This window comes from Caballeronia sp. M1242, from assembly GCF_017220215.1.
Lineage (GTDB): Bacteria > Pseudomonadota > Gammaproteobacteria > Burkholderiales > Burkholderiaceae > Caballeronia.
On the sequence record NZ_CP071132.1, the window covers coordinates 438,130 to 461,300 of the forward strand.

The window sequence follows — 23,171 nt, forward strand, 5'->3', positions numbered from 1 at the left end:
ATGCATACTAGACGATGCCGTCTAGTTTGGCGAGCGTGCCGCGCGAATGCCGCGGCCGCGCCATCGGATGCAGGTTCATTACGGCCGCCTTGCAGCGCGGTCATATCGAGGTTGGAGAAATCATGGCAGTTACAGCGCCTGCACAGGGCGGCGAATCGAACGAGTCGACCCAACGCAAATCGTCGCGGCGACGCGTGCTGTTGCTCATCGTCGGCATCATCGCCATTGTCGCGGGCCTGATCTGGGGACTGCGCTGGTGGACGGTCGGCCGCTTCATCGAGAGCACGGACGACGCGTATCTTCAGGCGGACAGCGTGACCATCGCGCCGAAGGTAGCCGGTTACGTGACCGACGTGCTCGTCGCCGACAATCAGGCGGTGGCGGCAGGCGCACCGCTCGCGCGGCTCGATACGCGCCAGTATCAGGCGTCGCTCGATCAGGCCAAGGCCACGCTCGATGCGCGCGCCGCCGACATCCAGCGCGCCGAGGCCGAACTCAAGCAGCAGCACGCCAATGCCGATCAGGCCAAAGCGCAAGCCGAGGTATCGCGCGTGAGCCTCGCGCATGCTGAAGACGACGTGCGCCGTTATCGGCCGCTCGTCGCCACCGGGGCGGAAACCGAGGAGCGGCTCGCGAGCCTCGTGAGCACGCGCGATCAGGCTCGCGCCACGCTCGCCGCGAATCTGGCTGCGGCACGCTCGGCGGCCACGCAAATCGGCGCGACCGAAGCGCAGATCGTGCAGGCCCGCGCGCAGATGGAAGCCGCAGAGGCGCAGGTGAACCAGTCGAAGCTCGATCTCAACGACACCACGCTGTACAGCCCGCTCGCCGGGCGCGTCGGCGACCGCACCGTGCGCGTCGGCCAGTACGTGCAGCCGGGCACGCGTCTGATGACGGTAGTGCCGGTGCAGAGCGTGTATCTCGAAGCGAACTTCAAGGAAACACAAGTGGGCCGCATGCGCATCGGTCAGCCGGCGACGCTGCACGTCGATGCGCTGAAGGGCACCGAGCTGCACGGCGTCGTCGAGAGTTTCTCGCCCGGCACCGGCGCGCAGTTCGCGCTGTTGCCGCCGGAGAACGCGACGGGCAACTTCACGAAGATCGTGCAGCGCGTGCCGGTACGCATTCGCATCGACACCGGGCCGCAAACGCGTCAGGTCCTGCTGCCGGGGCTGTCCGTGACCGTCGACGTGGACACGAAGTCGGCCACCGATGACAGCAAGCGCATCGCAGCCGAGAATCGTCATGACTGAGGCTCGCGCGAACGCGCCGGCACGCGCCACCGCGACGGACTGGATCGCCGTGACCGCCGGCGCGCTCGGCGCGCTGATGGCCACGCTCGACATCTCCATCACGAACTCGGCGCTGCCGCAGATCCAGGGCGAAATCGGCGCGACCGGCACCGAAGGCACGTGGATTTCCACCGGCTATCTGATGTCGGAGATCGTGATGATTCCGCTCGCCGCGTGGCTCACGCGCGTCTTCGGTCTGCGCAATTTCCTGCTCGGCAACGCGGTGCTCTTCACGATGTTCTCCGCCATCTGCGGCCTTTCGCATTCACTGCCGATGATGGTGGCCGGCCGCATCGGCCAGGGCTTCACCGGCGGCGCGATGATTCCCACGGCGCAGACCATCATCCGCACGCGGCTGCCGCGCGAACAGATGCCGGTGGGCATGACCATCTTCGGCCTGATCGTGCTGCTCGGGCCGCTCATGGGGCCGGTGGTCGGCGGCTGGCTCGCGGAAAACATCTCGTGGTCGTGGTGCTTCTTTCTCAACTTGCCGGTGGGCGTCGCGTTGGTGGCGCTCCTGCTTTCCGGCTTGCCGTCCGAGAAGTCGCAGTGGGACGCGTTCTTCAAGGCCGACTGGATCGGCATCGCAGGTCTCGCTATCGGGCTCAGTTCGCTCACGGTCGTGCTCGAAGAAGGCCAGCGCAATCAGTGGTTCGAATCGAGCGAGATCGTGCTGCTCTCGTGCGTCGCCGCGTTCGGCATGGTGTTGATCGCCGTGTCGCAGGTGATTGCGAAGCGCCCGATCGTGCGGCTCTCGCTCTTGCGCAATCCGCGCTACGCGAGCGTCATTCTGATCGTCTTCGCCGTCGGCGCCGGACTCTACTGCGTGTCGTTTCTGCTGCCGCAGTTCCTGAGCATCGTGGCAGGCTACAACGCGCTGCAGTCGGGCTCCATCATGCTGATTTCCGGCGTGCCCGCGTTTCTCATCATGCCCGTGTTGCCGCGCCTGCTCGGCAAGGTGGACTCGCGTGTGCTCGTGATCGCGGGCCTTCTCTGCTTCGCAGGAAGCTGCCTGCTGGACATTTCGCTGACCGCGCAAAGCGTCGGCCACGACTTCTTCTGGTCGCAGATTCTGCGCGGCATCGGCCAGATGCTCGCGATGATGCCGCTCAATCAGGCGTCGATGGCCGCGGTGTCGCGCGAAGAATCGGGCGATGCCGCCGGGCTTTACAACATGGCGCGCAATCTCGGCGGCTCGGTCGGGCTCGCGATTCTCGGCACGGTGATCGACCGGCGCAATGACTTTCATAACGCGGCCATCCGCGAATCCGTGACGGCGAATTCGGTCATCGGGCAGGAGCGCATCGCCGGAAGCGCCGCGAGTTTCTTCGCGCAGACCGGCGACATGGCGCACGCGAAGTTGCAGGCGCTCGGGCAACTCTCGATGCAGATCGGCCAGCAAGCCGTCGTCATGACGTACTCCGAAACGTTTTATGTGCTCGCCATCGCGCTGCTCGCCTGCCTGCCGCTCGCGATGTTGCTGAAAACACCGTCGTTCAAACCCGGCGAAGCGCCGTCCGCCGGACACTGAAGCAATGAATCTCCACACGATGTCCCGTTCTCATTCTGGTTTCACGCGCCTGCTGCCGCTCGCGGCGCTCGCGCTCGCGGCCTGCACCGTCGGACCCGACTATCACGGCGCGCCCGAGGTCGCCGCGCAATCCGTGCAAAGCGGCGCGTTCGTGCGCGCGCCGTCACAGGGCGTGCTCGCCACGCGCGCGCCGGCCGCATGGTGGCGCTCGCTCAACGACCCGCAACTCGACGCGCTGATCGACGCCGCGCTCGCCGGCAATCTCGACGTGAAGATGGCGCAGGCGCGTTTGCGCCAGGCGCGCTCGCAATTGCGCGGGGAACGCGCGAACGCATTGCCGAAGGCTTCGGCGTCCGCGGCGGCGTTGCGCATGCGCTCGCCTGACACGGCCATCCTCGGCGGATCGGAAGGCTCGGGCGGCCGTGGCCCGCTGGACTTCTACACCGTCGGCTTCGATGCATCGTGGGAGATCGACCTCTTCGGCGGCACGCGCCGCGCGATCGAAGCGGCATCGGGCGAAGCGGAAGCCGTGCAGGCCGATCTCGCCGATACGCAAGTGTCGCTGGCCGCCGAGGTCGCGTCCGCCTATATCGACTTGCGCGACGAGCAAGAGCGGCTCGCGCTCGCGCAGCGCACGGCCGACTATCAGCAGCAGATGCTCACGTTGACCGAGCAGCGCCGCGCACGCGGCACGGCGGCCGAAGTGGATGTCGAGCGCCTGAACACGCAGGTCAACACGACGCGCGCGACGCTCGTGCCGCTGCAAGTGCAGATTACCGACTCGCTGGATCAACTCGCGGTGCTGACGGGCCGCGTGCCCGGCGCGCTCGATGTCGAACTCGCGCAGCCCGCGCCGCTGCCGGCGCTGCCCGCGTCGGTTCCGATCGGCGATCCCGCGACGATGCTGCAGCAGCGCCCGGATATTCGCGCGGCGGAGCGGCGTCTCGCATCGAGCAACGCGCAGATCGGCGAGCATATCGCGGATTATTTTCCGAAGGTCTCGCTGCTCGGCGATATCGGATTCTCGGCGGCGGATCCGGGGCATCTGATTCGCAAGGAGAACTTCTCGTGGCTGGGCGTGCCGTATCTGCAATGGAACGTGCTCGATTTCGGTCGCACGGCGGCGAGCGTCGATGCAGCGAAGGCATCGCGTGACGAAGCCGAGGCGCGTTACGGCAAAACCGCGCTCGCCGCGCTGAAGGACGCGAACTCGGCGCTTTCGCGTTATGGCAATCAGCGCGAGCATGTCGTGCGGCTTCAGGAAGTGCAGGCGTCGTCGGAGCGGTCGGCTACGCTCGTGCGTCAACGGTACACAGCTGGCGTTTCCACGCTCATCGACTTGCTCGACGCACAGCGCACCGAGTTCGCCGCGCAACAGGACGTCGTCGCGGCGCGCGCCGAGTTGCTGAAAGATTTCGTGTCGCTGCAAAAGAGTCTCGGCCTCGGCTGGCAGCAAGCGTCGGACTCGACTTCCTGACAAACACATTCGATTGCTCTGCGGAATGCATCTTGCGACAGCGTTCAGTCTTGAACCCTGTGCTTCCGGCATCACGCGGAGAATCGAATGCATCGAGCGAAACACCCTGCCACACGCTTCACCACTCTTACACGCGCATTGCTGATCGCGGCGAGCGCCGCGGCGTTCTCAACCGCCACGCAAGCACAAAGCGAAATACAAGCCGCGTCCGCAGCCGTGGCGGCGAGCGCGCCCGCCTCGTCGCCGCTGCCGCCGTCGGAGCTCTACGGCGACCTGTATCGCGAGGTGCAACTCGCGCACGTCTATCCCGATAGCAAGACCTTCGCCGACATGACGCCGAACGTGTCGCCGCAGCAAGTCATGATCGACTATGCGAACCGGACGCAGCCGTTCGATCTCGCGCGCTTCGTCGGCTCGCACTTCACGCTGCCGCAGCGGGAAACCAAGGGCTACGCGTCCGACCCGAACGAAAGCGTGACCCAGCATATCGACACGCTCTGGACCGTTCTGCGCCGCAACCCGGATGCGAACGCGAGCCCGTGGTCATCGCTGTTGCCGCTGCCGTATGCGTATGTCGTGCCGGGCGACCGTTTCGACGAGATCTACTACTGGGATTCGTACTTCATCATGCTCGGGCTGCGGCAAAGCGGGCAGCGCGAGTTGATGAAGAATGAACTGGATAACTTCGCGACGCTCATCGACCGATACGGGCATATTCCGAACGGCAACCGCAGCTACTATCTGAGCCGCTCGCAGCCGCCCTTCTTCGCGCAGATGGTTCAGCTCGCGGCGGAAACCGACGGCGACAGCGCGTATCTGCGCTATCTGCCCGAACTCGCGCGCGAATACGCGTACTGGATGGACGGCGAGAACAAGGTCGCGCCCGGCGAGGCGTATCGGCATGTCGTGCGCCTGTCCGACGGCACGCTCCTGAACCGCTATTGGGACGACCGTGCCACGCCGCGCGACGAGTCGTATCGTGAAGACGTGGAAACGGCGAAACAGATGCCGCAACGCAATTCGGAAGACTTGTGGCGCAATCTGCGCGCGGGCGGCGAAACCGGCTGGGACTTCAGTTCGCGCTGGTTCTCGGACGGCAAGTCGCTCGCGACGATCGAAGTCACGTCGCTCGCGCCGGTCGATCTCAACGCGCTGCTCTACGATCTCGAACGCACGCTGGCGCGGGCGTATCGCGTGAAAGGCGATGCCGCGCAAGCCGAAGACTTCGAACAACGCGCGCTCGCGCGGGCGCAGGCGATCCGCAGCCATCTCTGGGACCCGCAACTGCACGCGTTCGGCGATTACGATTTCGTCGCGCATGCGCTCACGCATCGCCTGAGCGCCGCGACGGTATATCCGCTGTACGCGGGCATCGCGACCAAAGCGCAGGCGAGCGCGGTGGCATCGACGATTCGCGCGAAGTTGCTGCGCGTGGGCGGCCTCGCCACAACGACCGTGCGCTCCGGCCAGCAATGGGACGAGCCCAACGGCTGGGCGCCGCTGCAATACCTCGCGATCATGGGCCTGCGCCGCTATGGCGAGTCCGCGCTCGCGCGGCAAATCGCGGAGCGCTGGATTCAGACGAACGTCGCGTATTACCAGCACACCGGCAAGCTCGTCGAGAAATACGATGTGGACGCGAAAGCGGGATCGACCGCGGCGGGCGGCGGCGAGTATCCGTTGCAGGACGGCTTCGGCTGGACCAACGGCGTACTGCGCACGTTGATGGTCATGTATCCGTCGGCGGCAGGCGCGACCACCCGTCCGGTCGATGTCCCTTCCGGCGCGGCCGGCGTCGCGGACGCGGCGGCTTCGGCGGCGAAGGCGTCGAAGAATACGCATCGGCTGGCGCCGACGCCGAGCGGGGAATAAGCGACTTAGGATCGTCGGAATTCGGGATCGTGCGCGGCGCTATACTCACGCGCTTTTTCGCCACGCACGGCCCGAAGGACAACCGATGAACGCACTTCCCCCTTGCCCGCACTGCCATTCACAATTCACGTATGAAGACGGCGGCGCGTACGTCTGCCCGGAGTGCGCGCACGAATGGACCGCAAGCGCAGACACCGCTGCCGAAGCATCCGCGAAGGTCTATCGCGATTCGGCGGGCAACGTGCTCAACGACGGCGACACCGTCACCGTCATCAAAGACCTGAAGCTGAAGGGCTCGGGCGGCGTCATCAAGATGGGCACGAAGGTCAAGAACATCCGCCTCGTGGATAGCGACCACGATATCGACTGCAAGATCGACGGCTTCGGCGCGATGAGCCTCAAATCGGAGTTCGTGCGCAAGGCCTGAGCGTTTGAACGGCGGCAAGCGCATTGTAAAGATGCGTTACGATGCGTGTTTTCCACGCCGCGCCCCGCCGTTTCGTCTTGATTGCGTCCGAATTCAAAGCCATCGCCCGCGCGATGCTCGCCCGTCTCGCGGCCCGGCTGCGTCCGCACGTCCGGCCGCGTACGCTTCTTCTGCTGCCGGCGCTCTTCGTGCTGTACGTGCTCGCGCTGATTCCGTTCACGCCCGGCATCAGCGATATCCGCAAGGCCAAGGTGGATCAGCCCGCGCAGATTCTTTCCGCCGATGGCAAGCTGCTCGCCGAATTCAAGCCGACGCATCGCGAATGGGTCAGCGTGAAGCAGGTCTCGCCGTACGTCATCGACGCGCTCATTTCCACCGAAGACCGGCGCTTCTACTCGCATCACGGCATCGACTGGCGGCGCACGGCGTCGGCGGCGCTGCACACGTTCTCGGGCGATCGCCAGGGCGGCTCGACGCTCACTCAACAACTCGCGCGCAATCTGTATCCCGATGAAATCGGCCGGTCGCAGACGCTCACGCGCAAGCTCAAGGAAGCGATCACCGCGTTCAAGATCGAAGCCGTCTATTCGAAAGACGAGATTCTCGAAACATATCTGAACACGGTGCCGTTTCTGTACAACGCCTACGGCATCGAAATGGCCGCGCGCACGTACTTCGGCAAGTCCGCGGGTCAGCTCGACGTGCTCGAAAGCGCGACGCTCATCGGCATGCTCAAGGGCAACAGCTACTACAACCCGGTGATCAATCCCGAGCGCGCGCTCGACCGCCGCAACATCGTGCTCGGGCAGATGGTGCGCTTCGGACATCTTCCGCCCGCGAAGCTCGACGCGCTCGCGAAGCGGCCGCTGCGCATCGACTTCGAGCGGCAGACCGAAGAGCCGGGACGCGCGCCCCATTTCGCGCAGCAGTTGCGCAAGTGGCTGATCGCGTGGGCCGACGACAACGACTTCAATATCTATTCGGATGGCCTCGTCGTACGCACAACCATCGACTCGCGCCTTCAGTCGATGGCCACGCAGGCGCTCACGTGGCAGGGCAATCAGTTGCAGTCGATCGCCAACGCCGCGTGGAACGGACACGGCGGATGCGCGAACGCCGACGCCGATCTCGCGCGCGCGTTCGTGCGAGAGACGAGCGAATACCGCGCCGCCCGCGATGCCGGCGCGACCGACGCGGACGCCATCAAGCATCTGATGGCGGACCGCGCGTTCATGCGCAACGTCTGCGAGAACAAGACGCGCGTGCAGGCCGCGTTCCTCGCGCTGGATCCGCGCAACGGGCAGATCAAGGCGTGGGTCGGCAGCCGCGACTTCACGCAGGACCCGTTCGACCACGTTCAACAGGCGCGCCGCCAGCCGGGCTCGACGTTCAAGCCCTTCGTCTATGGCGCGGCGTTCGAGCGCGGCGCGTTGCCGACGGATACGTTCATCGATCAGGACGTGACCATTCCGGTAAAGGGCAACGAGACCTGGCATCCCACCGACGAAGCGCCGCCGAGCGGCCGCCCGGTCAGCCTGCGCGACGGCATCGCGTTTTCGAAGAACCGCATCACCGCGCAGTTGATGCAGTCGGTCGGGCCGGCACGCGTCGCACGCCTCGCGCGGGACATGGGCGTGCGCGAGAGTCATCTGGATGTGGTGCCGTCGCTTGCGCTCGGCACGAGTCCGGTGACGCTGAAGGAGATGGTCTCGGCGTACGGCACCATCGCCGACAACGGCAATTACATGGAGCCGCTACTCGTTACGCGCATCGAGGACCGCAAGGGCGACGTGCTCGCGCAGTTCGAAAGCACGCCGCAGCGCGCGCTGTCGGTCGACGCGACGCACAAGCTCGTCGACGTGATGCGCGATGTCGTGAATCGCGGCACGGGCACAGCGATTCGCACGCGCTTCGGCATTCGCGGTGATGTGGCCGGCAAGACGGGCACGACGCAGGACAACGCGGACGGCTGGTTCATTCTGATGCATCCGCAGCTGGTGGCGGGCGCGTGGGTGGGCTTCAACGACAGCCGCGTGACGCTGCGCAGCGACTACTGGGGACAAGGCGCGCATAGCGCGTTGCCGATGGTCGGCGACTTCGTGCAGCGCGCGTTGCGCTCGCATCTGATCGACTCGCGCGCGCGCTTCGACACGCAGGCGCCGCCGAGCGCGTGGCAGACTTTCGTCACGCGACTGCGCGGATGGATCGACGAGACGTTCGGGAAGAAACCCGCGCAGACGGCGGTGCACAAGCCGGTGCGTGTCAAGCGTGCGCCTGCGCAACCGGCGGCCGAAGTGACGGAGGAGCCGCCGCAGCCACCGCAGCCGCCGATCCTTCCCGCCGAACCGCCGCTGCTTCCTGCTTCGACCGCATCGCCTGCCGCGGCCGCGAGCGAAGCGCCTGCGGCGGCATCCGCCACCGAACCTTAAAGCCCGGCTTCCGAGAAGAACCCCGCGACGATATCGTCTTTGAGACGCGCGAGTCGCGCATCGGTGCGAGCTCGCGGACGCGGCACGTCGACATCGACAATGTCGGCGATGCGTCCCGGCCGCGCCTGCATCACCACGACGCGATCCGCGAGCAGCACCGCTTCCTCGACATCGTGCGTGACGAGCACCATCGTGATCCGCTCGGCGGCCCAGATCCGTTGAAGTTCGTCCTGCATGCGGGCACGCGTGAGCGCATCGAGCGCGCCGAACGGTTCATCGAGCAGCAACAGGCGCGGCCGATTGACGAGACCGCGAGCAATCGCCACGCGCTGCGCCATGCCGCCCGACAGTTGGTGCGGAAAGTGCCGCTCATACCCGCGCAGCCCGACGAGCGCGATGTGCTCGGCCACGGCCTTCGCTTTGTCGCTCTTCGACAAGCGCGCGTTGCGCAGCGCCACCGCCACGTTCTGTTCCACATTGAGCCACGGAAACAGGCGGTGATCCTGAAACACGATGCCGCGTGATAAATCCGTCGAGACCACGCGCGCGCCGTCGAAGTCGATTTCGCCTTCGAAAGCGTCATCCAGGCCCGCGACGAGCCGCAAGAGCGTCGACTTCCCGCATCCGCTCGCGCCTACGATGCTCACGAACTCGCCGCTCTGCACGTTCAGATCGATGCGTTCCAGCACGGGCGCGCTGTCGTCGCCCGCGAAACGCTTGCTCACGTGCCGCAAGGCGAGGCTGCCGTCCTGCGCTGCTATCGCTTCCATTCGTTGTTCTCCTCAAACATAGCGCGATGCATCGAACCATCGCCGCTGGATCGCGCGGGCGAGCGCATTGAGCGCCCAGCCCGTTATTCCAACGACGACGACGCCGAACAGAACGAGGTCCATTCGAAACTGCTCGCTGCCGTCCACGAGCGTATTGCCGATGCCGCTGCCCGCGACCAGCAGATACTCCGCGCCGAGCGTGGCGAGCCACGAGTAGATGAGCGCGAGGTAGATACCGGTGAAGACGGACGGCAACGCGGCGGGCAAGACCACATGCGCGAGCATTTGCAGCTTGCTGTAGCCGAACGTGCGCGCGACCTCGGTCCATTGCGGCGGCACGGCGCGAATGCCGTCGCTCGTATGCACGACGACCGGCACCAGCGCGGCGAGCGAGAGGAAGACGACCTTCGCGACATCGCCGAGTCCGAACCACACGGAGATGAGCGGAATCCACGCGAACAGCGACACCTGTTTGAACGTGTCGAAGCTCGGCGCAATGGCGCGATGCGCGAGCCGCGAGATGCCGAGCAGCGCGCCCAACGCGAGGCCGAGCGTGGTGCCGATCAGGAAGCCCGTCAATTCCCGCGCGAGCGATGCCGACAATGCACGCGCAAGCGCGCCGCTTTTCGCCTGTTCGAGCGCGACATGAAGCACTTGCGCGGGCGAGACCATCACGCCGTGGCCGGGCTGCGCGTGACGCGACACGAGCCACCAGAGCGCGAGCGCCGCGAGCGGCAGCACGACGCCGCGCCAGCTTTGCGGACCGGCGGTACGGGGTTTATCGGGCGTTCCGGCTTCGAGTTCGAGTGTAGACATGTCGGCTCCTTAACCCGCGTTCGAGCGATTCAGCCTGCGTTCCACCGCGCCGAGCGAGCGGTCCGCGATGAACCCGATCGCGCCCACGATCAGCACCGACGCCAACACGAGATCGAGCTGAAAAAGCTGGCGGCCGTACACGATCAGATACCCGAGCCCTTCGGACGACGCGACGAGTTCCACGACAACGAGCGTCAGCCACGCCTTCGTGAACGCGAGGCGCACGCCGGTGCCGATCATCGGAATGGCGGCGGGCAGCGTGACGTGAAGAATGGTCTGCCAGCGCGAATAGCGATACACGGACGCGACTTCGCGCAGCGCGGGCGGCGTATTGCGAAAACCCTGAAGCGTGCTCAGCGTGACCGGCACGAGCGCAGCATGGCCGATCAGCAGATACTTCAACGGCTCGCCGATGCCGACGACGATCATCAGGAACGGAAGCCATCCGAGCACGGGCACCTGCACGATCGCATTGAAGCTCGGCAGGACATACGCTTCGAGCGAGCGCGACAGACCGAGCGCCGCACCCAGCGCGACGCCGAGCGCAACTCCGCCGATGAAGCCGACCGCCACGCGTGAGAGGCTCGCGGCCAGATGCGTCCATAGCTCGCCGCTTTTGGCGAGCGCGCCGAGCGTTTCGAAGACGAGCGCGGGCGCCGGCAAGACCTGCGCGGAAATCCATCCGAAGCGCGCGCCGAGCACCCACAACACCGCGCACACAACGGGCAAAAGCCAGGGAAGCGCGGTCCATCCGGCCGCGCGCAGCGTCTGCGCGCTGAACACGCGAGAGCGGGCGCGCTCGGCCGTGGGCAACGCGCGGGACAGTGTGTTCGCCATGAGCCTGTTCTCCGTGAAGGTTGAGCGCGTCACGCCTGCGGCTTGCCCGACGCATCGAAGCGCGGCCAGTAGGCATCGAGCTTCAGCGATTTGATGGCCTCGTCGAGATACTTCGGCTCGAACCAGCCGTTGACGCTGACGGGCTGACGGATCAGATTGAGGCGCAGCGCGTCGTCGGCGACGGCCTGATAGCGCGCGACCAGAAACGGATCGATGAGCGGCGACATGCGTTCCTTCATCGGCTGGTTCGCATACTCGGCCTGCCATGATTCGACCGGCACGCCGCTTTTCGCCCACAGCGCGAAGAGCGCGTTGCGGTTCGCTTCATCCGACGACCATTGCGCCGCCTGCACCACCGCCGTCACCACTTTCTGCACCGTATCCGGATGCGCGTGCTCGAAGTCTTCCAGCACGAGCAGATGCGCCTGGCGCGTCAGTTGCAAGCCGTCATTGCGCGACGCGTAGACGATCTTCGCCAGCCCCTGACGCTGCAACTTGAACAGCGAATAGTCGAGGAACACCGCATCCACGCCCTTCGACGCGAGCGCCGCCTGCGCCGCCGCCGTATCGAGGTTGATGACGCGCAGGTCGCGCTCGCTCAGTCCGTTTTCCTTGAGCACGTTGTCCGTCACAAGCTGTAGATTCGTACCCCGAAATATTCCGACGCGCTTGCCCTTCAGGTCTTTCACGCCCTTGATGTCGGAGTCCGGCGGCACCGCGAGATAAACGCCGGTGCGCACGTTCGACGCGAGTAGCAAATGCGTCTTGAGCCCGTTGGCGCGTCCGAGCACCGAGGGCAAATCGCCCTGATACGCGAAGTCGACCTGCTTGTTCGCGAGCGCCTCGTTCACGGCAGGTCCCGCGCCTTTGAAGAAGAGCCATTGCACATTGATGTGCTCGGGCTTCAACGCATCTTCCACACGATGCTGCAATTGCGCGGTCGCGGCAGGCGATCCGCCGAACGTCGGGGGATCGCCCATGCCTTGCTGCGCGACGCCGATGCGCACCACGTCGGGCTGCGCCGCATGCGCGGCGCATAACAAAGCCGCGCCGAACCACGCGGCCACACTGCGTGTGATGAGGACAGAGAGTCTGCTCGATTTCATCGCTTGATCGCTAAAGTGGAGGGCGTCGGCAAAGATCAATGCGTGCGCGTCTCGCGCTTGACGATGCGGCTCGTGCGTCCGTCGATGCCTACGGGCACATCGCCATGCACGGTCGCGCGCCGCACCACGCGATGCGCGTCGCCGTAATCGTTCACCGCGTAGTGCTGCGTCGCGCGGTTGTCCCAGATCGCGACGTCGCCCTGCGTCCAGCGCCAGCGCACGGTGTTCTCCAGACGCGTGATGTGATCGTGAAAGATCGCGAGCAGCCGGTCGGAATCCCGCTGCGACAAGCCGATGAAACGCTGCACGAAGTGGCCGAGGACGAGCGTGCGCTCGCCCGTCTCCGGATGCACGCGCACCACCGGATGCTCCGTCTCGTACAGCGTGGAGGTGAACTGCTGGCGGTACTCGCGGTCCGCTTCGGTGTCCGGCGTATTGCGCGCGGCGGCGTAGTCGTAGGCGTTCGTATGGAGCGCCCACAAGCTGTCGGCGAGTTCGCGCAACGCTTGCGGCAAGTGCTCGTATGCGGCGGCCGTGTTGGCCCAGACCGTGTCACCGCCCGCGGGCGGAATCACCACGCCGCGAAGAATCGAAATCTTGGGGTAGGCATCGACGAATGTGACATCGGTATGCCACGAGTTCGCGCGCGCGCCGTGCTTCGAGTCGAGTTCGAGCAGGCGGCTGCCGCTTGCAAGCGAAGGCACCGTCGGATGCGCGACCGTTTCGCCGAAGCGGGCGGCGAAGGCTTCTTGCGCGGCGTCGTCGAGATGCGACTGGCCGCGGAAGAACAGCACCTTATGACGAAGCAGCGCCGCGTTGATGACGCCGATGGCGGTATCGTCGAGATCCGCCGAGAGCGTCACGCCACGCACTTCGGCACCGATGCGCCCGCCTATCGGGCGGACCTGAAACGGCTCGTGTGACGTGGCGGGCTGGCGTGCGGTGTCGCTGGAAGATTCGTTGGCGAGCGAAACGGTATCGGACATCGTGGGCTCCGTTGATCTTGGTGTCGGTTGGGAGAAAACATTGAAGCATCTCGCCACCGCCTGACCAACGAAGCGTTTCGACTTAGCTTTACAGCGTCGATGTCATGCGCAAAGCATGTGCGTATTGCTGAAGTTCGCCGATGCTTTCTTCGAGTTCCGCGCTCAATTGCGCCATCAGTTCCGCAGCCGGCATCTCGCGCGCGAGCGCCGCCGCTTGCCCCGCCCACTGCGCGCCGTAGCCGAACTCGCCCTTCGCCTTCGCCGCCACGTGCAATGCCTTGCCGGCGTCGTAGGTGATCGGATAATCCGGATGCGCAGGCGCGTCCGCGCTGCGGCCCAGCTCCGTGAACTTGTTGACGAGACCACGCGCGGCCCGACCCGAGATCGCTGCTGTGAATGTTGTGCGAGTCGCGGCATCGCTCAGGATGGCGCGGCGAAAACCCGCGTCGATCGACGTCTCCGTGCAAGGCACGAAGGCCGTGCCCATTTGCGCCGCCTGCGCGCCGAGCGCGAGCGCCGCCGCGATGCCCGCGCCATCCATGATGCCGCCCGCCGCGATCACGGGAACGTCGAATTTGCGGGCGATCAGGCGCGTGAGCGCGAACGTCCCGATACGGTCGTCGTCGGCTTCGGTGTCGAAGACGCCGCGATGCCCGCCCGCTTCGACGCCCTGCGCGATGATCGCATCCATGCCCGCGGCGGCCACTTGTTCCGCTTCGCGTAGGTTGGTGGCGGCGGCCATCAGCGTAATGCCCGCCTTGCGCAACGCGTCTATCGCATCATTAGATGGCAGTCCGAAATGAAAGCTCACGATGGCGGGCTTCTCTTCGACGAACACCTTCAGCATGGCAACGTCGACGACGAAGCTCGTATAGATTTCGGCGAGCTCTTGCGGCGGTGTGGCGTCGTACTGCGCGAAAAGCGGCGCGAGCCAGGCGATCCATGCCTTCTCGACGGCCTCGTTCGCTTGCGCCGGACGATGGCAGAACACGTTGATGTTGAACGGCTTGTCTGTCAGCGCGCGCGTTTCGCGGATCACGTTGCGCGCGCCTTCCGCGTTCATCGCGCCGACGCCGAGCGAGCCGAGCCCGCCCGCATTCGATACGGCCGCCGCGAGCGTGGGCGTGCTCACGCCTGCCATCGGCGCCTGAATGATCGGCTTCGTGATGCCGAGCAAGGGCATCAAGGTGTTGTGTCTGGTCTGCTGAGTCATTCGAATGTCCTCTCACGCGGTCAACCGGCACGCACAACGCACAACGCCCGCTGAATTCCGAGAAGTCAGCGGGCGCCCAGTTCATGCACTTAAATATTACTTCGCGGTCGGCATCACGAATTCCGCGCCCTTCTCCGTGCTTTCGGGCCAACGCTGCATGATCGACTTCTGCTTCGTATAGAAGCGCACGCCTTCTTCGCCGTAAGCATGCGTGTCGCCAAAGAGCGAACGCTTCCAGCCGCCGAAGCCGTGCCATGCCATCGGCACCGGAATCGGCACGTTGATGCCGACCATGCCCACTTCGATGCGTCGGCCGAATTCGCGAGCGATGTGTCCATCGCGCGTGTAGCATGCGACGCCGTTGCCGAACTCGTGCGCGTTGACGAGATCCACCGCTTCGCTGAAGTCCTTCGCGCGCACGCACGCGAGCACCGGCCCGAAGATCTCTTCCTTGTAGATGCGCATCTCCGGCTTCACGTGGTCGAACAGCGTGCCGCCCGTGAAAAAGCCGTCTTCGTGACCCGGCACTTTCAGGCCGCGCCCGTCGACGACGAGTTGCGCGCCTTCGTCCACGCCCATCGCGATATAGCCTTCGATGCGTTCGAGCCCGGCGCGCGTGACGATCGGGCCCATCTCCGCGTCCGGCTCCATGCCGTTCTTGACGATGAGCTGACGGGCGCGTTCGGCGAGGCGCGGCACGATCTTGTCGGCGACATCGCCCACCAGCACGGCGACCGAGATCGCCATGCAGCGTTCGCCCGCCGAGCCGTACGCCGCGCCGATCAGCGCATCGACGGCCTGGTCGATATCCGCATCCGGCATCACGACCATATGATTCTTCGCGCCGCCGAGCGCCTGCACGCGCTTGCCGTGCTTCGCGCCCGTTTCGTAGATGTAGTTCGCAATAGGCGTCGAGCCGACGAAGCTGATCGCGCGAACGTCCGGATGTTCGAGCAGCGCATCCACGACGACCTTGTCGCCCTGAACGACGTTGAAGATACCGTCGGGCAAGCCGGCTTTCTTCAGCAGATTCGCCATGAAGAGCGACGCGGACGGATCGCGCTCGCTCGGCTTCAGAATGAACGCGTTGCCCGTTGCAATGGCGACCGGGAACATCCAGCACGGCACCATGCACGGAAAATTGAACGGCGTGATGCCCGCGACGATGCCGAGCGGCTGGCGCAGCGTCCAGTTGTCCATGCCCGTGGAGACTTGTTCCGTGAAGTCGCCTTTCAGCAGTTGCGGAATGCCGCACGCGAATTCGATCACTTCGATGCCGCGCGTCACTTCGCCTTGCGCGTCCGTGAACACTTTGCCGTGCTCGGCCGTGATGATCGCGGCGAGCTCGTCGCGGTGCTGATTCATCAGTTCGAGAAAGCGCTGCATGATGCGCGCGCGGCGGATGGGCGGCGTGTCGCGCCATGCGGGAAACGCCGCCTTCGCGCTTTGCACCGCCGCTTCGACGTCCGCCGCTTCGCCCAGCACGAGCTTGCGCGGACGCTCGCCGGTCGCGGGGTTGAAGATGGGCTGCGAGCGCGCGCCCGATCCGCTCACCCGCTCGCCGTGGATGTAGTGGACGACATCGGCGGTATCGTTGAAGGCTTGCATTTCGTCTCCTGTCTCGAACGTTTCGGCAATACGACAAGTGTAGGAAGCGAATCGAGCCGTGCAAAGGCGCTATGATTGAACTCGTTGTTCACTATGGCAAACAATCCGCGCATGGACGAGCAAAAGATCGAGGCGCTCTGGACGCATCTGCACTGGCTGACGGTGCTCGCCGAACAAGGCAGCTACACGGCGGCGGCGGCGCGGCTGGGCGTGAGCAAGGCGGCGATGAGCCAGCGCATCGCGGAACTGGAGCGCGCGGCCGGCGTGCCGCTCGTCACGCGCACGACGCGCAGCGTGCGCTTCACGGAAGCGGGCCGCCGGCTCGTCGACGATACGCGCGCACAGTACGCGCAGATTGCGACGAGTTTTTCGAGCGTGCGCGAGATGGCGGGCGTGGCGCGCGGCCTGATTCGTATGACGGCGCCGGTGGCTTTCGCGCGGCAGCAGATTGTGCCGAAGCTCGCGGGCTTTCTGCACGCGCATCCGGAAGTGCGCGTGCAACTGGAGGCGTCGGACCGGCTGACGTCGATTGCGACTGAAGGCTTCGATCTCGCCATTCGTCATAGCGCGCAGGCGCCGGAAACGCATGTCGCGTGGAAGCTGTGCGATACGCATTCGGTGATCGTCGCGACGCGCGCCTATTTGCGGCGGCGCGGCACGCCCGCCACGCCCGCCGATCTCGCCGTGCACGACTGCCTGTACTATCCGCGCACGCAAGCCGCGAGCATCTGGTCGTTCGTGCGCAAGGGCGCGCGCAAGACCACGGCGGGACCGTTCACGCTCGCGATCAACGGCGCGTTCTCGGCGAACAACAGCGAATTGCTGCGCGATGCGGCGCTCGACGATCTCGGCATCGCGCTATTGCCCGACTTCACGGCGCAAGCGGCGGTGCAGGCCGGCAAGCTCGTCGTGCTGCTGCCGGACTGGCGGCCCGTGGGCGCGTTCGCGGATCAGCTTTACGTGGTGCGGCCCTATGCGACGCATGTGCCGCGCGCCGTCGCGCTATTCATCGGGTACCTGCGCGAGGCTTTCGCGGGCGGCTTTCCGCTTTGAGGCGGTCGCTGCGTCGTTCGGTGGATCACGTCACATAGAGCAGGCAACCCACCGAAGTGAGGCAGGTGCACGCGCTCGCGTAAAAGAACCACGTCGAGCGCAGAACGCGAAAGCGCTCTTCGTCGAGCCGGTCGTCAGGGAGATGCCAGAGGTCGAGATAGGTCGCGATCGTGCAGGAAAGCAGTGCAACCGCCGATAGTGAGGAGACCAAAAAGAATAGGCCCCAGGCGAGATCGTTCATAGTGAGGGCGTCGGCTATGGTTCGGCACGCGGTGCCGTGACGAATGACGACCGCAAGCTGGCGAAACGCGTTGCGTCTCGCGGCTCGTGTCCCATATGTTGAAGTATAGGGACCGAGCATACGCGCCACAACAACGGCAAACCCCAGTTAATAATCGGATGGATTGCGCACGGGGCCTGCCATGAAAAACGCGCCCACGAAGGGGCGCGTTTTTCGTGAAAGCAGTCAGTCGATGCTTAGACCTTCTCGACCGACGCCTCGTAAATCTCGTCGATAGACTTCGCAAGCGTCGCGTTGAACTCGCTGTCGCTCATCGACTTCTGAAGCTCGTTGATCAGCGCGCGCGAGAAGCTCGCGATCATGCCGTGATTCTCGGCGAGGCGCTTGCATGCGTCGGTGCGCGAATAGCCGCCCGACAGCGCGACCACGCGCACGACGCGCGGATGCTCGATCAGCGGCCGATAGAAGTCCGCTTCGTCCGGAATGGTGAGCTTGATCATCACGTTGCTCGATTCCGGCAGTGCGTCCAGCCCCTTGAGCAGCTCGTCGCGCAGAATCTTTTCCGCGCCCTTCTTGTCCGGACTCTTGATCGAGACTTCCGGTTCGAGAATCGGCACCAGACCCTGCGCGATGATCTGCGCGCCTACTTCGAACTGCTGCTGCGCGACCGCCGCGATGCCCTTCTCGTTCGCCTGATGGATGACCGAGCGCATCTTCGTGCCGAACACGCCGAGCTTCGCGGCGCGCTGGAGCAGCTCGTCGAGGCCGGGAATCGGCTTCATCACCTGAACGCCGTCGGCCTCGGCTTCGAGGCCCTTGTCGACCTTCAGGAACGGCACGACGCCGCGGTCTTCCCACAGGAACGTGGGCACCGGCTTGCCTTCGGCTTCGCCGTCCATCGTGCGTTCGAACAGGATCGCGCCGATCACCTTGTCGCCCGTGAAGGCGGGCGCGGTCATGATGCGCACGCGCATGTCGTGCATCAGCTTGAACATTTCGGCGTCGCCGTTGTAGGCGTCATCCGGAATTCCGTATTGACGCAGCGCGCCGGGCGTCGAACCACCGCTTTGATCCAGAGCGGCGATGAAACCCTGCTTTTCCGCCATCTGCGCCAGCATCTTCTCGTTAGCCACGAGCATTCCTCCTCAAAGTTCAAACACCGGAGCGCGCGAGCACGGTCCGGGCTTTTGGTTCAACTCCTTCAAGTTTAATGGTTTTGAGGCGTGGCTTTCTCGTGCAAATCCGCCAAATCCCCGGCGTTGCGGCCATTCGCGGGGCGTTTTCGCGCCGAAAGATCAGGAAGCAGCGGAATTGAGGTCGCCGGGCGCGACAGGCTCTGCCGTGCTTGCGCCCGCTCGCCGGAGCGCGCTGGCGGCGCGGCGCAAGAATGACGGCGTGGCGGATTGCACCGGGAGCGATTCCGGCTGTTCCGGCGCCTGCGGTATTTCCGGCGCTTCGGGAAAGAGCGCGTCGCGGGCATCGGCGCATCGCGCGTTCAGCTGGCGGCGCATGTCCGGATGGTCGATGAGCGCCTGCGCGGAAGCCATTCCGTGCTCGAATTGCAGCGCGTAGGCGATGTCGGCGAAATTCTCGTAGCGGCCGCTATCGGCCAGTTCCAGCGCCAGCGTGACGGTGCGCTGGCGGTTCCATGCGGCGAGATCGTCGTGGCCCGTGCTCACACATGCCTCTCTCGGCAATGAGGTGCGGACGATGTTAGCCCGAGCGCCGCCGGTTTTCCGTTGTCATGTCACAACATTCGCACAAAAAGTACGACGAGAAGCAGTCGCGCCGCGCGCCGCACGGCCGTTCGGGTGAGCGCGTTACCAGGCCGCCGCGAAGGTCCGCACCGCGCGGTTAAAGGCGCCGGGACTCGCGACGTTCATTCCGTGCGATGCCCCGGCAATCGTCTCGCGCTCGGCAAATTCGATCCACTCGTCGAGCTTTTCGACGTTGCTGCGGAACATGCGCGGACTCTTCTGTCCGTCGATCAAAAGCGTGCGGCACTTGATGTCGCGCGCCGCCTCGCGCGTGTAGGCGGGCAGCGGATCGCGAAACTGCTTCGGCAGCGTGAGCGCGTTGTCGAGCGCCATGCGCCGGAAGCTCTCCGTGCTCTTGCGCCAGAAGCCCGGCATGCTGACCGAATCGACGAACATTTCGAGACCCGCGTCGAACTCGCCGGCTTCGATCAGTTCCGCGACGCGCGTGCGCAGCGCGTTCGTCGCCGGCGGCAGCGCGGCGGGCGCGGCCTGAGCCGACGTTTGCAGCGGACCGCCCGGGTCGGCGAGCGTCAGCGTCTTTACGAGCCGCGGATACTCACGCGCCAGATGAAACGCGATGCAGCCGCCGCGCGAATGCCCGACGAGATGCACGGGCGCGAGGTCCAGCGCGGCGATGAAGTCCGCCATTTCCGCGACGTGCGCTTCCCAGCCGAAGTCGCCCTGTACGTACGCGTCGACGGCCGGCCAATAGTGGCTCAGGCTCGGCGCGATGCAGCGAAAGTCTTCGCCGAGCGGCGCCAGTTGCGCGCTCCACCAGCGGAAATCGCACAGCGACCCGTGAATGAACAGCAACGGCTCGCCTTCGCCGCATTCCACGTAAGGCACGGAGATGCCCGACGCCACCGTCGCAAACGACGGTTCGGGCAGGGTTTGCACTGCGGCCAGCACGGCGGGATCGGTACGCGCGTTCATTGGTTCGCTCCTTTCCTGCACTATGCCGCGCCCCGATGCAAAAGAAAATCGCATAATATTGATAGAACCGTTCAGCTTTTCTGATGGCGCGCCCTCTTGACCACGAACGTAAAAGCCCTCGACCTCGACGTTCTCTCGATGATCGTCGCCGTCGCCGACACCGGAAACATCAGCCGCGCGGCGGAGCTGGTGCATCGCTCGCAATCGGCCGTGAGCATGCAGATCAAGACGCTCGAAACCGCGCTCGGCAAGGCGCTTTTCGTGCGCAAGCCGCGCAGCGTGGTGCCCACGCAAGACGGCGAAGTGCTGCTCGCCTACGCGCGCCGCATGATCGCGCTGCGCGACGAAGCGTGGGCGGCGGTCGTGCGGCCCGACGTGACCGGGCGCGTGGTGATCGGCGTGCCGGACGACTACGCGTCGTCGCTCTTTCCGCCGATTCTCAAGAAATTTTCCGCGACGTATCCGAAGGTCGAGATTCAAGTGGTCGGCCTGCCGAGCGCCGCGCTCGCGCCCATGCTGAAAGACGGCGCGGTCGATCTCGTCTGCGCGACGCGCATCAAGGGCATCACGGGCGAATTCCTGCGACACGAGCCGATGGTTTGGGCCGCCGCGCCGAGCGCCAACGAAATCTGGCGCGAGCGGCCGCTGCCGATCGCGGTGTTTCTGCCCGGCAGCGTCGCGCGCGAGAACGCCATTCGCAGTCTGGAGCGGGCGCGCATCGGCTATCGCACGTCTTACGAAAGTCCTAGCCTGCTCGGACTCTTGACGATGGTCGAAGCCGGTCTCGCCGTCGCGCCGCTCGCGAAATGCGCGGTGCCGTCGCGGTTCACGCTGCTCGGGCAGGCGCACGGGCTGCCGGAAATCGCGGCGCTGGAAGTGGTGCTCGCGCGCAGCGCGGCCTCGAAGCGTCCGCCGTGCGATTTTCTGGCGGAGCGCATCATCGCGGAGTTGCGGCGTTGAGTTCCGCTTCGATCGCGCCCATGCGACGCGACGCCCACGCGCGCACCAATCTGTTCGATGCGACCAGCGGCAGCGACGCAGCCATGATGCGATAGACGTCGTTGCGGCGAACCTTCGAGACGCGCGCGGGGTCGAGCCACGCGTCGTTGCGCGCAAGCAGCACCAGCGTCTCCAGGCCGATCATGATCGGCCACAGGCACGCGAGCCGCAGCCGCACGGCGCTCGCGGGAATGGCGAAGGTGTAGTCGAGCGCATCGCGATACAGCGCGAGCGTCGTGCGCAGCAGGTCCGCGAGCACGGGCCGCGCTCCCGCCGAAGCGCTTGAATCGAGCAGATCCGTCGGCGTCAGGCCATGACGCGCGAGCATGTCGCCGGGCAGATAGCATCGGCCGATGCGCAGATCGCGCGCGCAATCGCGCAGCACGTTCGTCATCTGCAACGCTTGGCCGAAGCGCACGCCGCGCGCGAGCATCGCGTCGGGCGCGGCCTTCAGCGTGACCGGGCTGTGCGCGTAGGTCATCTTCGTCCAGAACTCGCCGACGCATCCCGCGACGAGATACGTATAGCGGTCGAGTTCGTCGAAGCGTTGCAGGGCGATCACTTGCCCGGACGTCTCGTCGGGGAACGTGCGCAGATCGAACTCCATGCCGGTGGTCAGCGTCGTGACGATGTCGCGCACGGCGGCGCGGTCGGCCGCATTCGTCTCGCGCAGGATCGCAAGCGCCGCGCCGAGCGATTCGAGCAGCGTGCGCTCGTCCGGCTGCGCCTGCTGGCCGGCCACTTCGCTTTCGATGCGCGAGAGCGCGCCGTCGTCGGGCTCGCCGTTGACCTGCGCGCGCAACGACAGCAGCAGCGCCAGACGCCGCTCCGGCGCCACGAGCGAGGTATCCGCGATGGTATCGGCCGCCCGCGCGAGCAGATACGCCAGTCCGATAGGGTCGCGCATGCCGGGCGGCAGGATGCGCAGCGTCAGATAGAAAGACCGGGAAACGCGCTTCAGCAACGGGCCCAGCAGAAACGCGCGGGGTGATGGGTTCATGTGTCGGATCGGAGACTCGGCGAGGCGCGCGGCCGTGCGCGCCGCCGCATTGTATCCGTCCGTGCGGTTTCGCTAGCGCATTCGCTGCGCTCGTGCGCTAGTGCTTGTGCGCGGACGCGCGATGCCGGACATGCGAGATATGCAGCATCACCGGCTTGACGGCCGCTTTCGTGTGGCGATGCTGCCGGGTGTGAGCGGCGCGAGCCGACGCTGCGTGCGTCGGCGCGAGGTCCAGCGCGACGGGCGTCACCGGTTCCAGCACCACGCGCGCGCGTCCGGCCTGTTGCAGACCGAGCACGCTCGCGGCGGCGAACGACAGATCGATCACGCGCGTCTTCACGAACGGCCCGCGATCGTTGATTCGCACGACGACCGACTTCGTTCTCGACAGATTGCTGACGCGCACATACGTCCCGAGCGGCAGCGTGCGATGCGCCGCCGTCAGCGCGTGCATATCGTACCGCTCGCCGCTCGCCGTGCGACGGCCCTGAAACTTGCGGCTGTAATACGACGCCTCGCCGACTTGCCGGAACGCAGGCGATGCGTCGTCGAAGGCCGCTTCGGGCGATGACGACGGCTCAGGCGCCGCCGCCGATGCTCCATCGGGCGCCGACGCAACCCCCGCATCCACCGCCGATGCCGCCGCGGGCGCGCTTTCCTCTTGCGGTTTTTTCTGCGGCGGCGGCGTTGCGACCGCGGGCCGATGTGCCGCGCAGCCGCTCAGCAGCATCCATGCGCCGACCGATGCGACACCGGCCACGCGTGAACGGCGAATCCATGCCTTTGCGACCATGAGCGAGCTTCTCCATGTAACGCCGGTTCAC

21 protein-coding genes are annotated in these 23,171 nt (G+C 65.6%); 8 read left to right on the forward strand and 13 right to left on the reverse strand.

What is annotated here, in order from left to right; translation table 11 throughout:
- Positions 1–122: 122 nt before the first annotated feature.
- The 6 genes from JYK05_RS25505 to JYK05_RS25530 all read left to right on the forward strand — a co-directional run bounded on the left by JYK05_RS25505 (position 123) and on the right by JYK05_RS25530 (position 9,028).
- Positions 123–1,253, forward strand: a complete 1,131-nt coding sequence (locus tag JYK05_RS25505) for an HlyD family secretion protein (protein ID WP_206470629.1) — start codon at positions 123–125, stop codon at positions 1,251–1,253.
- On the forward strand, positions 1,246–2,823 hold the full coding sequence (locus JYK05_RS25510) for an MDR family MFS transporter (protein WP_206470630.1): 1,578 nt from the start codon (positions 1,246–1,248) through the stop codon (positions 2,821–2,823). The genes JYK05_RS25505 and JYK05_RS25510 overlap by 8 nt, the downstream gene beginning before the upstream one ends.
- A 19-nt stretch (positions 2,824–2,842) precedes the next feature.
- Positions 2,843–4,300, forward strand: coding sequence for an efflux transporter outer membrane subunit (locus JYK05_RS25515; RefSeq protein WP_206470631.1), 1,458 nt, complete (start codon positions 2,843–2,845; stop codon positions 4,298–4,300).
- A gap of 87 nt (positions 4,301–4,387) precedes the next feature.
- Entirely contained in the window at positions 4,388–6,172 is a 1,785-nt protein-coding gene (gene treF, locus JYK05_RS25520) for an alpha,alpha-trehalase TreF (RefSeq protein WP_206470632.1), read from the forward strand.
- An 85-nt stretch (positions 6,173–6,257) separates the two neighbouring features.
- Positions 6,258–6,599 (forward strand): zinc ribbon domain-containing protein YjdM, encoded by a 342-nt coding sequence (locus JYK05_RS25525; protein WP_206470633.1) that lies wholly within the window; start codon positions 6,258–6,260, stop codon positions 6,597–6,599.
- Positions 6,600–6,640: 41 nt separating this feature from the next.
- Positions 6,641–9,028: a penicillin-binding protein 1A gene (locus JYK05_RS25530; protein WP_206470634.1), complete on the forward strand. Its 2,388-nt coding sequence runs from the start codon at positions 6,641–6,643 to the stop codon at positions 9,026–9,028.
- Here JYK05_RS25530 and JYK05_RS25535 read toward each other — a convergent pair.
- The 7 genes from JYK05_RS25535 to JYK05_RS25565 form a co-directional block, all read right to left on the reverse strand.
- On the reverse strand, positions 9,025–9,798 hold the full coding sequence (locus JYK05_RS25535) for an ABC transporter ATP-binding protein (RefSeq protein ID WP_206470635.1): 774 nt from the start codon (positions 9,796–9,798) through the stop codon (positions 9,025–9,027). The two genes, JYK05_RS25530 and JYK05_RS25535, sit on opposite strands and share 4 nt — an antisense overlap.
- Before the next feature lie 12 nt (positions 9,799–9,810).
- A complete protein-coding gene (locus JYK05_RS25540) occupies positions 9,811–10,614 on the reverse strand; it encodes an ABC transporter permease (RefSeq protein ID WP_206470636.1) in 804 nt (267 codons plus the stop codon).
- Between the two features lie 9 nt (positions 10,615–10,623).
- Complete coding sequence (locus JYK05_RS25545; protein WP_206470637.1) at positions 10,624–11,451, reverse strand: ABC transporter permease; 828 nt, start codon at positions 11,449–11,451, stop codon at positions 10,624–10,626.
- Between the two features lie 29 nt (positions 11,452–11,480).
- Positions 11,481–12,557, reverse strand: a complete 1,077-nt coding sequence (locus JYK05_RS25550) for an ABC transporter substrate-binding protein (protein ID WP_206470638.1) — start codon at positions 12,555–12,557, stop codon at positions 11,481–11,483.
- Between the two features lie 35 nt (positions 12,558–12,592).
- Positions 12,593–13,543, reverse strand: coding sequence for a TauD/TfdA family dioxygenase (locus JYK05_RS25555; RefSeq protein ID WP_206470639.1), 951 nt, complete (start codon positions 13,541–13,543; stop codon positions 12,593–12,595).
- Between the two features lie 88 nt (positions 13,544–13,631).
- Positions 13,632–14,756, reverse strand: a complete 1,125-nt coding sequence (locus JYK05_RS25560; protein ID WP_206470640.1) for a nitronate monooxygenase family protein — start codon at positions 14,754–14,756, stop codon at positions 13,632–13,634.
- Between the two features lie 96 nt (positions 14,757–14,852).
- Complete coding sequence (locus JYK05_RS25565; RefSeq protein ID WP_206470641.1) at positions 14,853–16,364, reverse strand: CoA-acylating methylmalonate-semialdehyde dehydrogenase; 1,512 nt, start codon at positions 16,362–16,364, stop codon at positions 14,853–14,855.
- A 111-nt stretch (positions 16,365–16,475) separates the two neighbouring features.
- Here JYK05_RS25565 and JYK05_RS25570 point away from each other — a divergent pair, with 111 nt between their 5' ends.
- Positions 16,476–17,417: a LysR family transcriptional regulator gene (locus JYK05_RS25570; RefSeq protein ID WP_175946215.1), complete on the forward strand. Its 942-nt coding sequence runs from the start codon at positions 16,476–16,478 to the stop codon at positions 17,415–17,417.
- A gap of 25 nt (positions 17,418–17,442) precedes the next feature.
- Here JYK05_RS25570 and JYK05_RS25575 read toward each other — a convergent pair whose 3' ends face one another.
- From JYK05_RS25575 to JYK05_RS25590, 4 genes are all read right to left on the reverse strand, one after another.
- Entirely contained in the window at positions 17,443–17,658 is a 216-nt protein-coding gene (locus tag JYK05_RS25575) for a hypothetical protein (RefSeq protein WP_175945875.1), read from the reverse strand.
- A 236-nt stretch (positions 17,659–17,894) separates the two neighbouring features.
- Positions 17,895–18,791, reverse strand: coding sequence for a fructose bisphosphate aldolase (locus tag JYK05_RS25580; protein WP_175945873.1), 897 nt, complete (start codon positions 18,789–18,791; stop codon positions 17,895–17,897).
- Positions 18,792–18,953: 162 nt separating this feature from the next.
- Positions 18,954–19,337: a hypothetical protein gene (locus JYK05_RS25585; RefSeq protein WP_206470642.1), complete on the reverse strand. Its 384-nt coding sequence runs from the start codon at positions 19,335–19,337 to the stop codon at positions 18,954–18,956.
- Between the two features lie 141 nt (positions 19,338–19,478).
- On the reverse strand, positions 19,479–20,348 hold the full coding sequence (locus tag JYK05_RS25590) for an alpha/beta fold hydrolase (RefSeq protein ID WP_206470643.1): 870 nt from the start codon (positions 20,346–20,348) through the stop codon (positions 19,479–19,481).
- 138 nt (positions 20,349–20,486) lie between these two features.
- Here JYK05_RS25590 and JYK05_RS25595 point away from each other — a divergent pair, with 138 nt between their 5' ends.
- Entirely contained in the window at positions 20,487–21,308 is an 822-nt protein-coding gene (locus JYK05_RS25595) for a LysR substrate-binding domain-containing protein (RefSeq protein WP_206470923.1), read from the forward strand.
- On the opposite strand, the gene JYK05_RS25600 is transcribed toward JYK05_RS25595, so the two are convergent.
- Together JYK05_RS25600 and JYK05_RS25605 are read right to left on the reverse strand one after the other, a co-directional pair.
- On the reverse strand, positions 21,286–22,347 hold the full coding sequence (locus JYK05_RS25600) for a phytoene/squalene synthase family protein (RefSeq protein ID WP_206470644.1): 1,062 nt from the start codon (positions 22,345–22,347) through the stop codon (positions 21,286–21,288). The two genes, JYK05_RS25595 and JYK05_RS25600, sit on opposite strands and share 23 nt — an antisense overlap.
- Before the next feature lie 97 nt (positions 22,348–22,444).
- Positions 22,445–23,140 (reverse strand): septal ring lytic transglycosylase RlpA family protein, encoded by a 696-nt coding sequence (locus JYK05_RS25605; RefSeq protein WP_206470645.1) that lies wholly within the window; start codon positions 23,138–23,140, stop codon positions 22,445–22,447.
- Between the last annotated feature and the right edge of the window lie 31 nt (positions 23,141–23,171).

Bases quoted from the DNA above. Each gene is read 5' to 3' on its own strand.
- JYK05_RS25505 (WP_206470629.1), top strand. From the start codon at position 123: ATGGCAGTTACAGCGCCTGCACAGGGCGGCGAATCGAACGAGTCGACC.
- JYK05_RS25510 (WP_206470630.1), top strand. From the start codon at position 1,246: ATGACTGAGGCTCGCGCGAACGCGCCGGCACGCGCCACCGCGACGGAC.
- JYK05_RS25515 (WP_206470631.1), top strand. From the start codon at position 2,843: ATGTCCCGTTCTCATTCTGGTTTCACGCGCCTGCTGCCGCTCGCGGCG.
- treF (WP_206470632.1), top strand. From the start codon at position 4,388: ATGCATCGAGCGAAACACCCTGCCACACGCTTCACCACTCTTACACGC.
- JYK05_RS25525 (WP_206470633.1), top strand. From the start codon at position 6,258: ATGAACGCACTTCCCCCTTGCCCGCACTGCCATTCACAATTCACGTAT.
- JYK05_RS25530 (WP_206470634.1), top strand. From the start codon at position 6,641: ATGCGTGTTTTCCACGCCGCGCCCCGCCGTTTCGTCTTGATTGCGTCC.
- JYK05_RS25535 (WP_206470635.1), bottom strand. From the start codon at position 9,798: ATGGAAGCGATAGCAGCGCAGGACGGCAGCCTCGCCTTGCGGCACGTG.
- JYK05_RS25540 (WP_206470636.1), bottom strand. From the start codon at position 10,614: ATGTCTACACTCGAACTCGAAGCCGGAACGCCCGATAAACCCCGTACC.
- JYK05_RS25545 (WP_206470637.1), bottom strand. From the start codon at position 11,451: ATGGCGAACACACTGTCCCGCGCGTTGCCCACGGCCGAGCGCGCCCGC.
- JYK05_RS25550 (WP_206470638.1), bottom strand. From the start codon at position 12,557: ATGAAATCGAGCAGACTCTCTGTCCTCATCACACGCAGTGTGGCCGCG.
- JYK05_RS25555 (WP_206470639.1), bottom strand. From the start codon at position 13,543: ATGTCCGATACCGTTTCGCTCGCCAACGAATCTTCCAGCGACACCGCA.
- JYK05_RS25560 (WP_206470640.1), bottom strand. From the start codon at position 14,756: ATGACTCAGCAGACCAGACACAACACCTTGATGCCCTTGCTCGGCATC.
- JYK05_RS25565 (WP_206470641.1), bottom strand. From the start codon at position 16,364: ATGCAAGCCTTCAACGATACCGCCGATGTCGTCCACTACATCCACGGC.
- JYK05_RS25570 (WP_175946215.1), top strand. From the start codon at position 16,476: ATGGACGAGCAAAAGATCGAGGCGCTCTGGACGCATCTGCACTGGCTG.
- JYK05_RS25575 (WP_175945875.1), bottom strand. From the start codon at position 17,658: ATGAACGATCTCGCCTGGGGCCTATTCTTTTTGGTCTCCTCACTATCG.
- JYK05_RS25590 (WP_206470643.1), bottom strand. From the start codon at position 20,348: ATGAACGCGCGTACCGATCCCGCCGTGCTGGCCGCAGTGCAAACCCTG.
- JYK05_RS25595 (WP_206470923.1), top strand. From the start codon at position 20,487: ATGATCGTCGCCGTCGCCGACACCGGAAACATCAGCCGCGCGGCGGAG.
- JYK05_RS25600 (WP_206470644.1), bottom strand. From the start codon at position 22,347: ATGAACCCATCACCCCGCGCGTTTCTGCTGGGCCCGTTGCTGAAGCGC.
- JYK05_RS25605 (WP_206470645.1), bottom strand. From the start codon at position 23,140: ATGGTCGCAAAGGCATGGATTCGCCGTTCACGCGTGGCCGGTGTCGCA.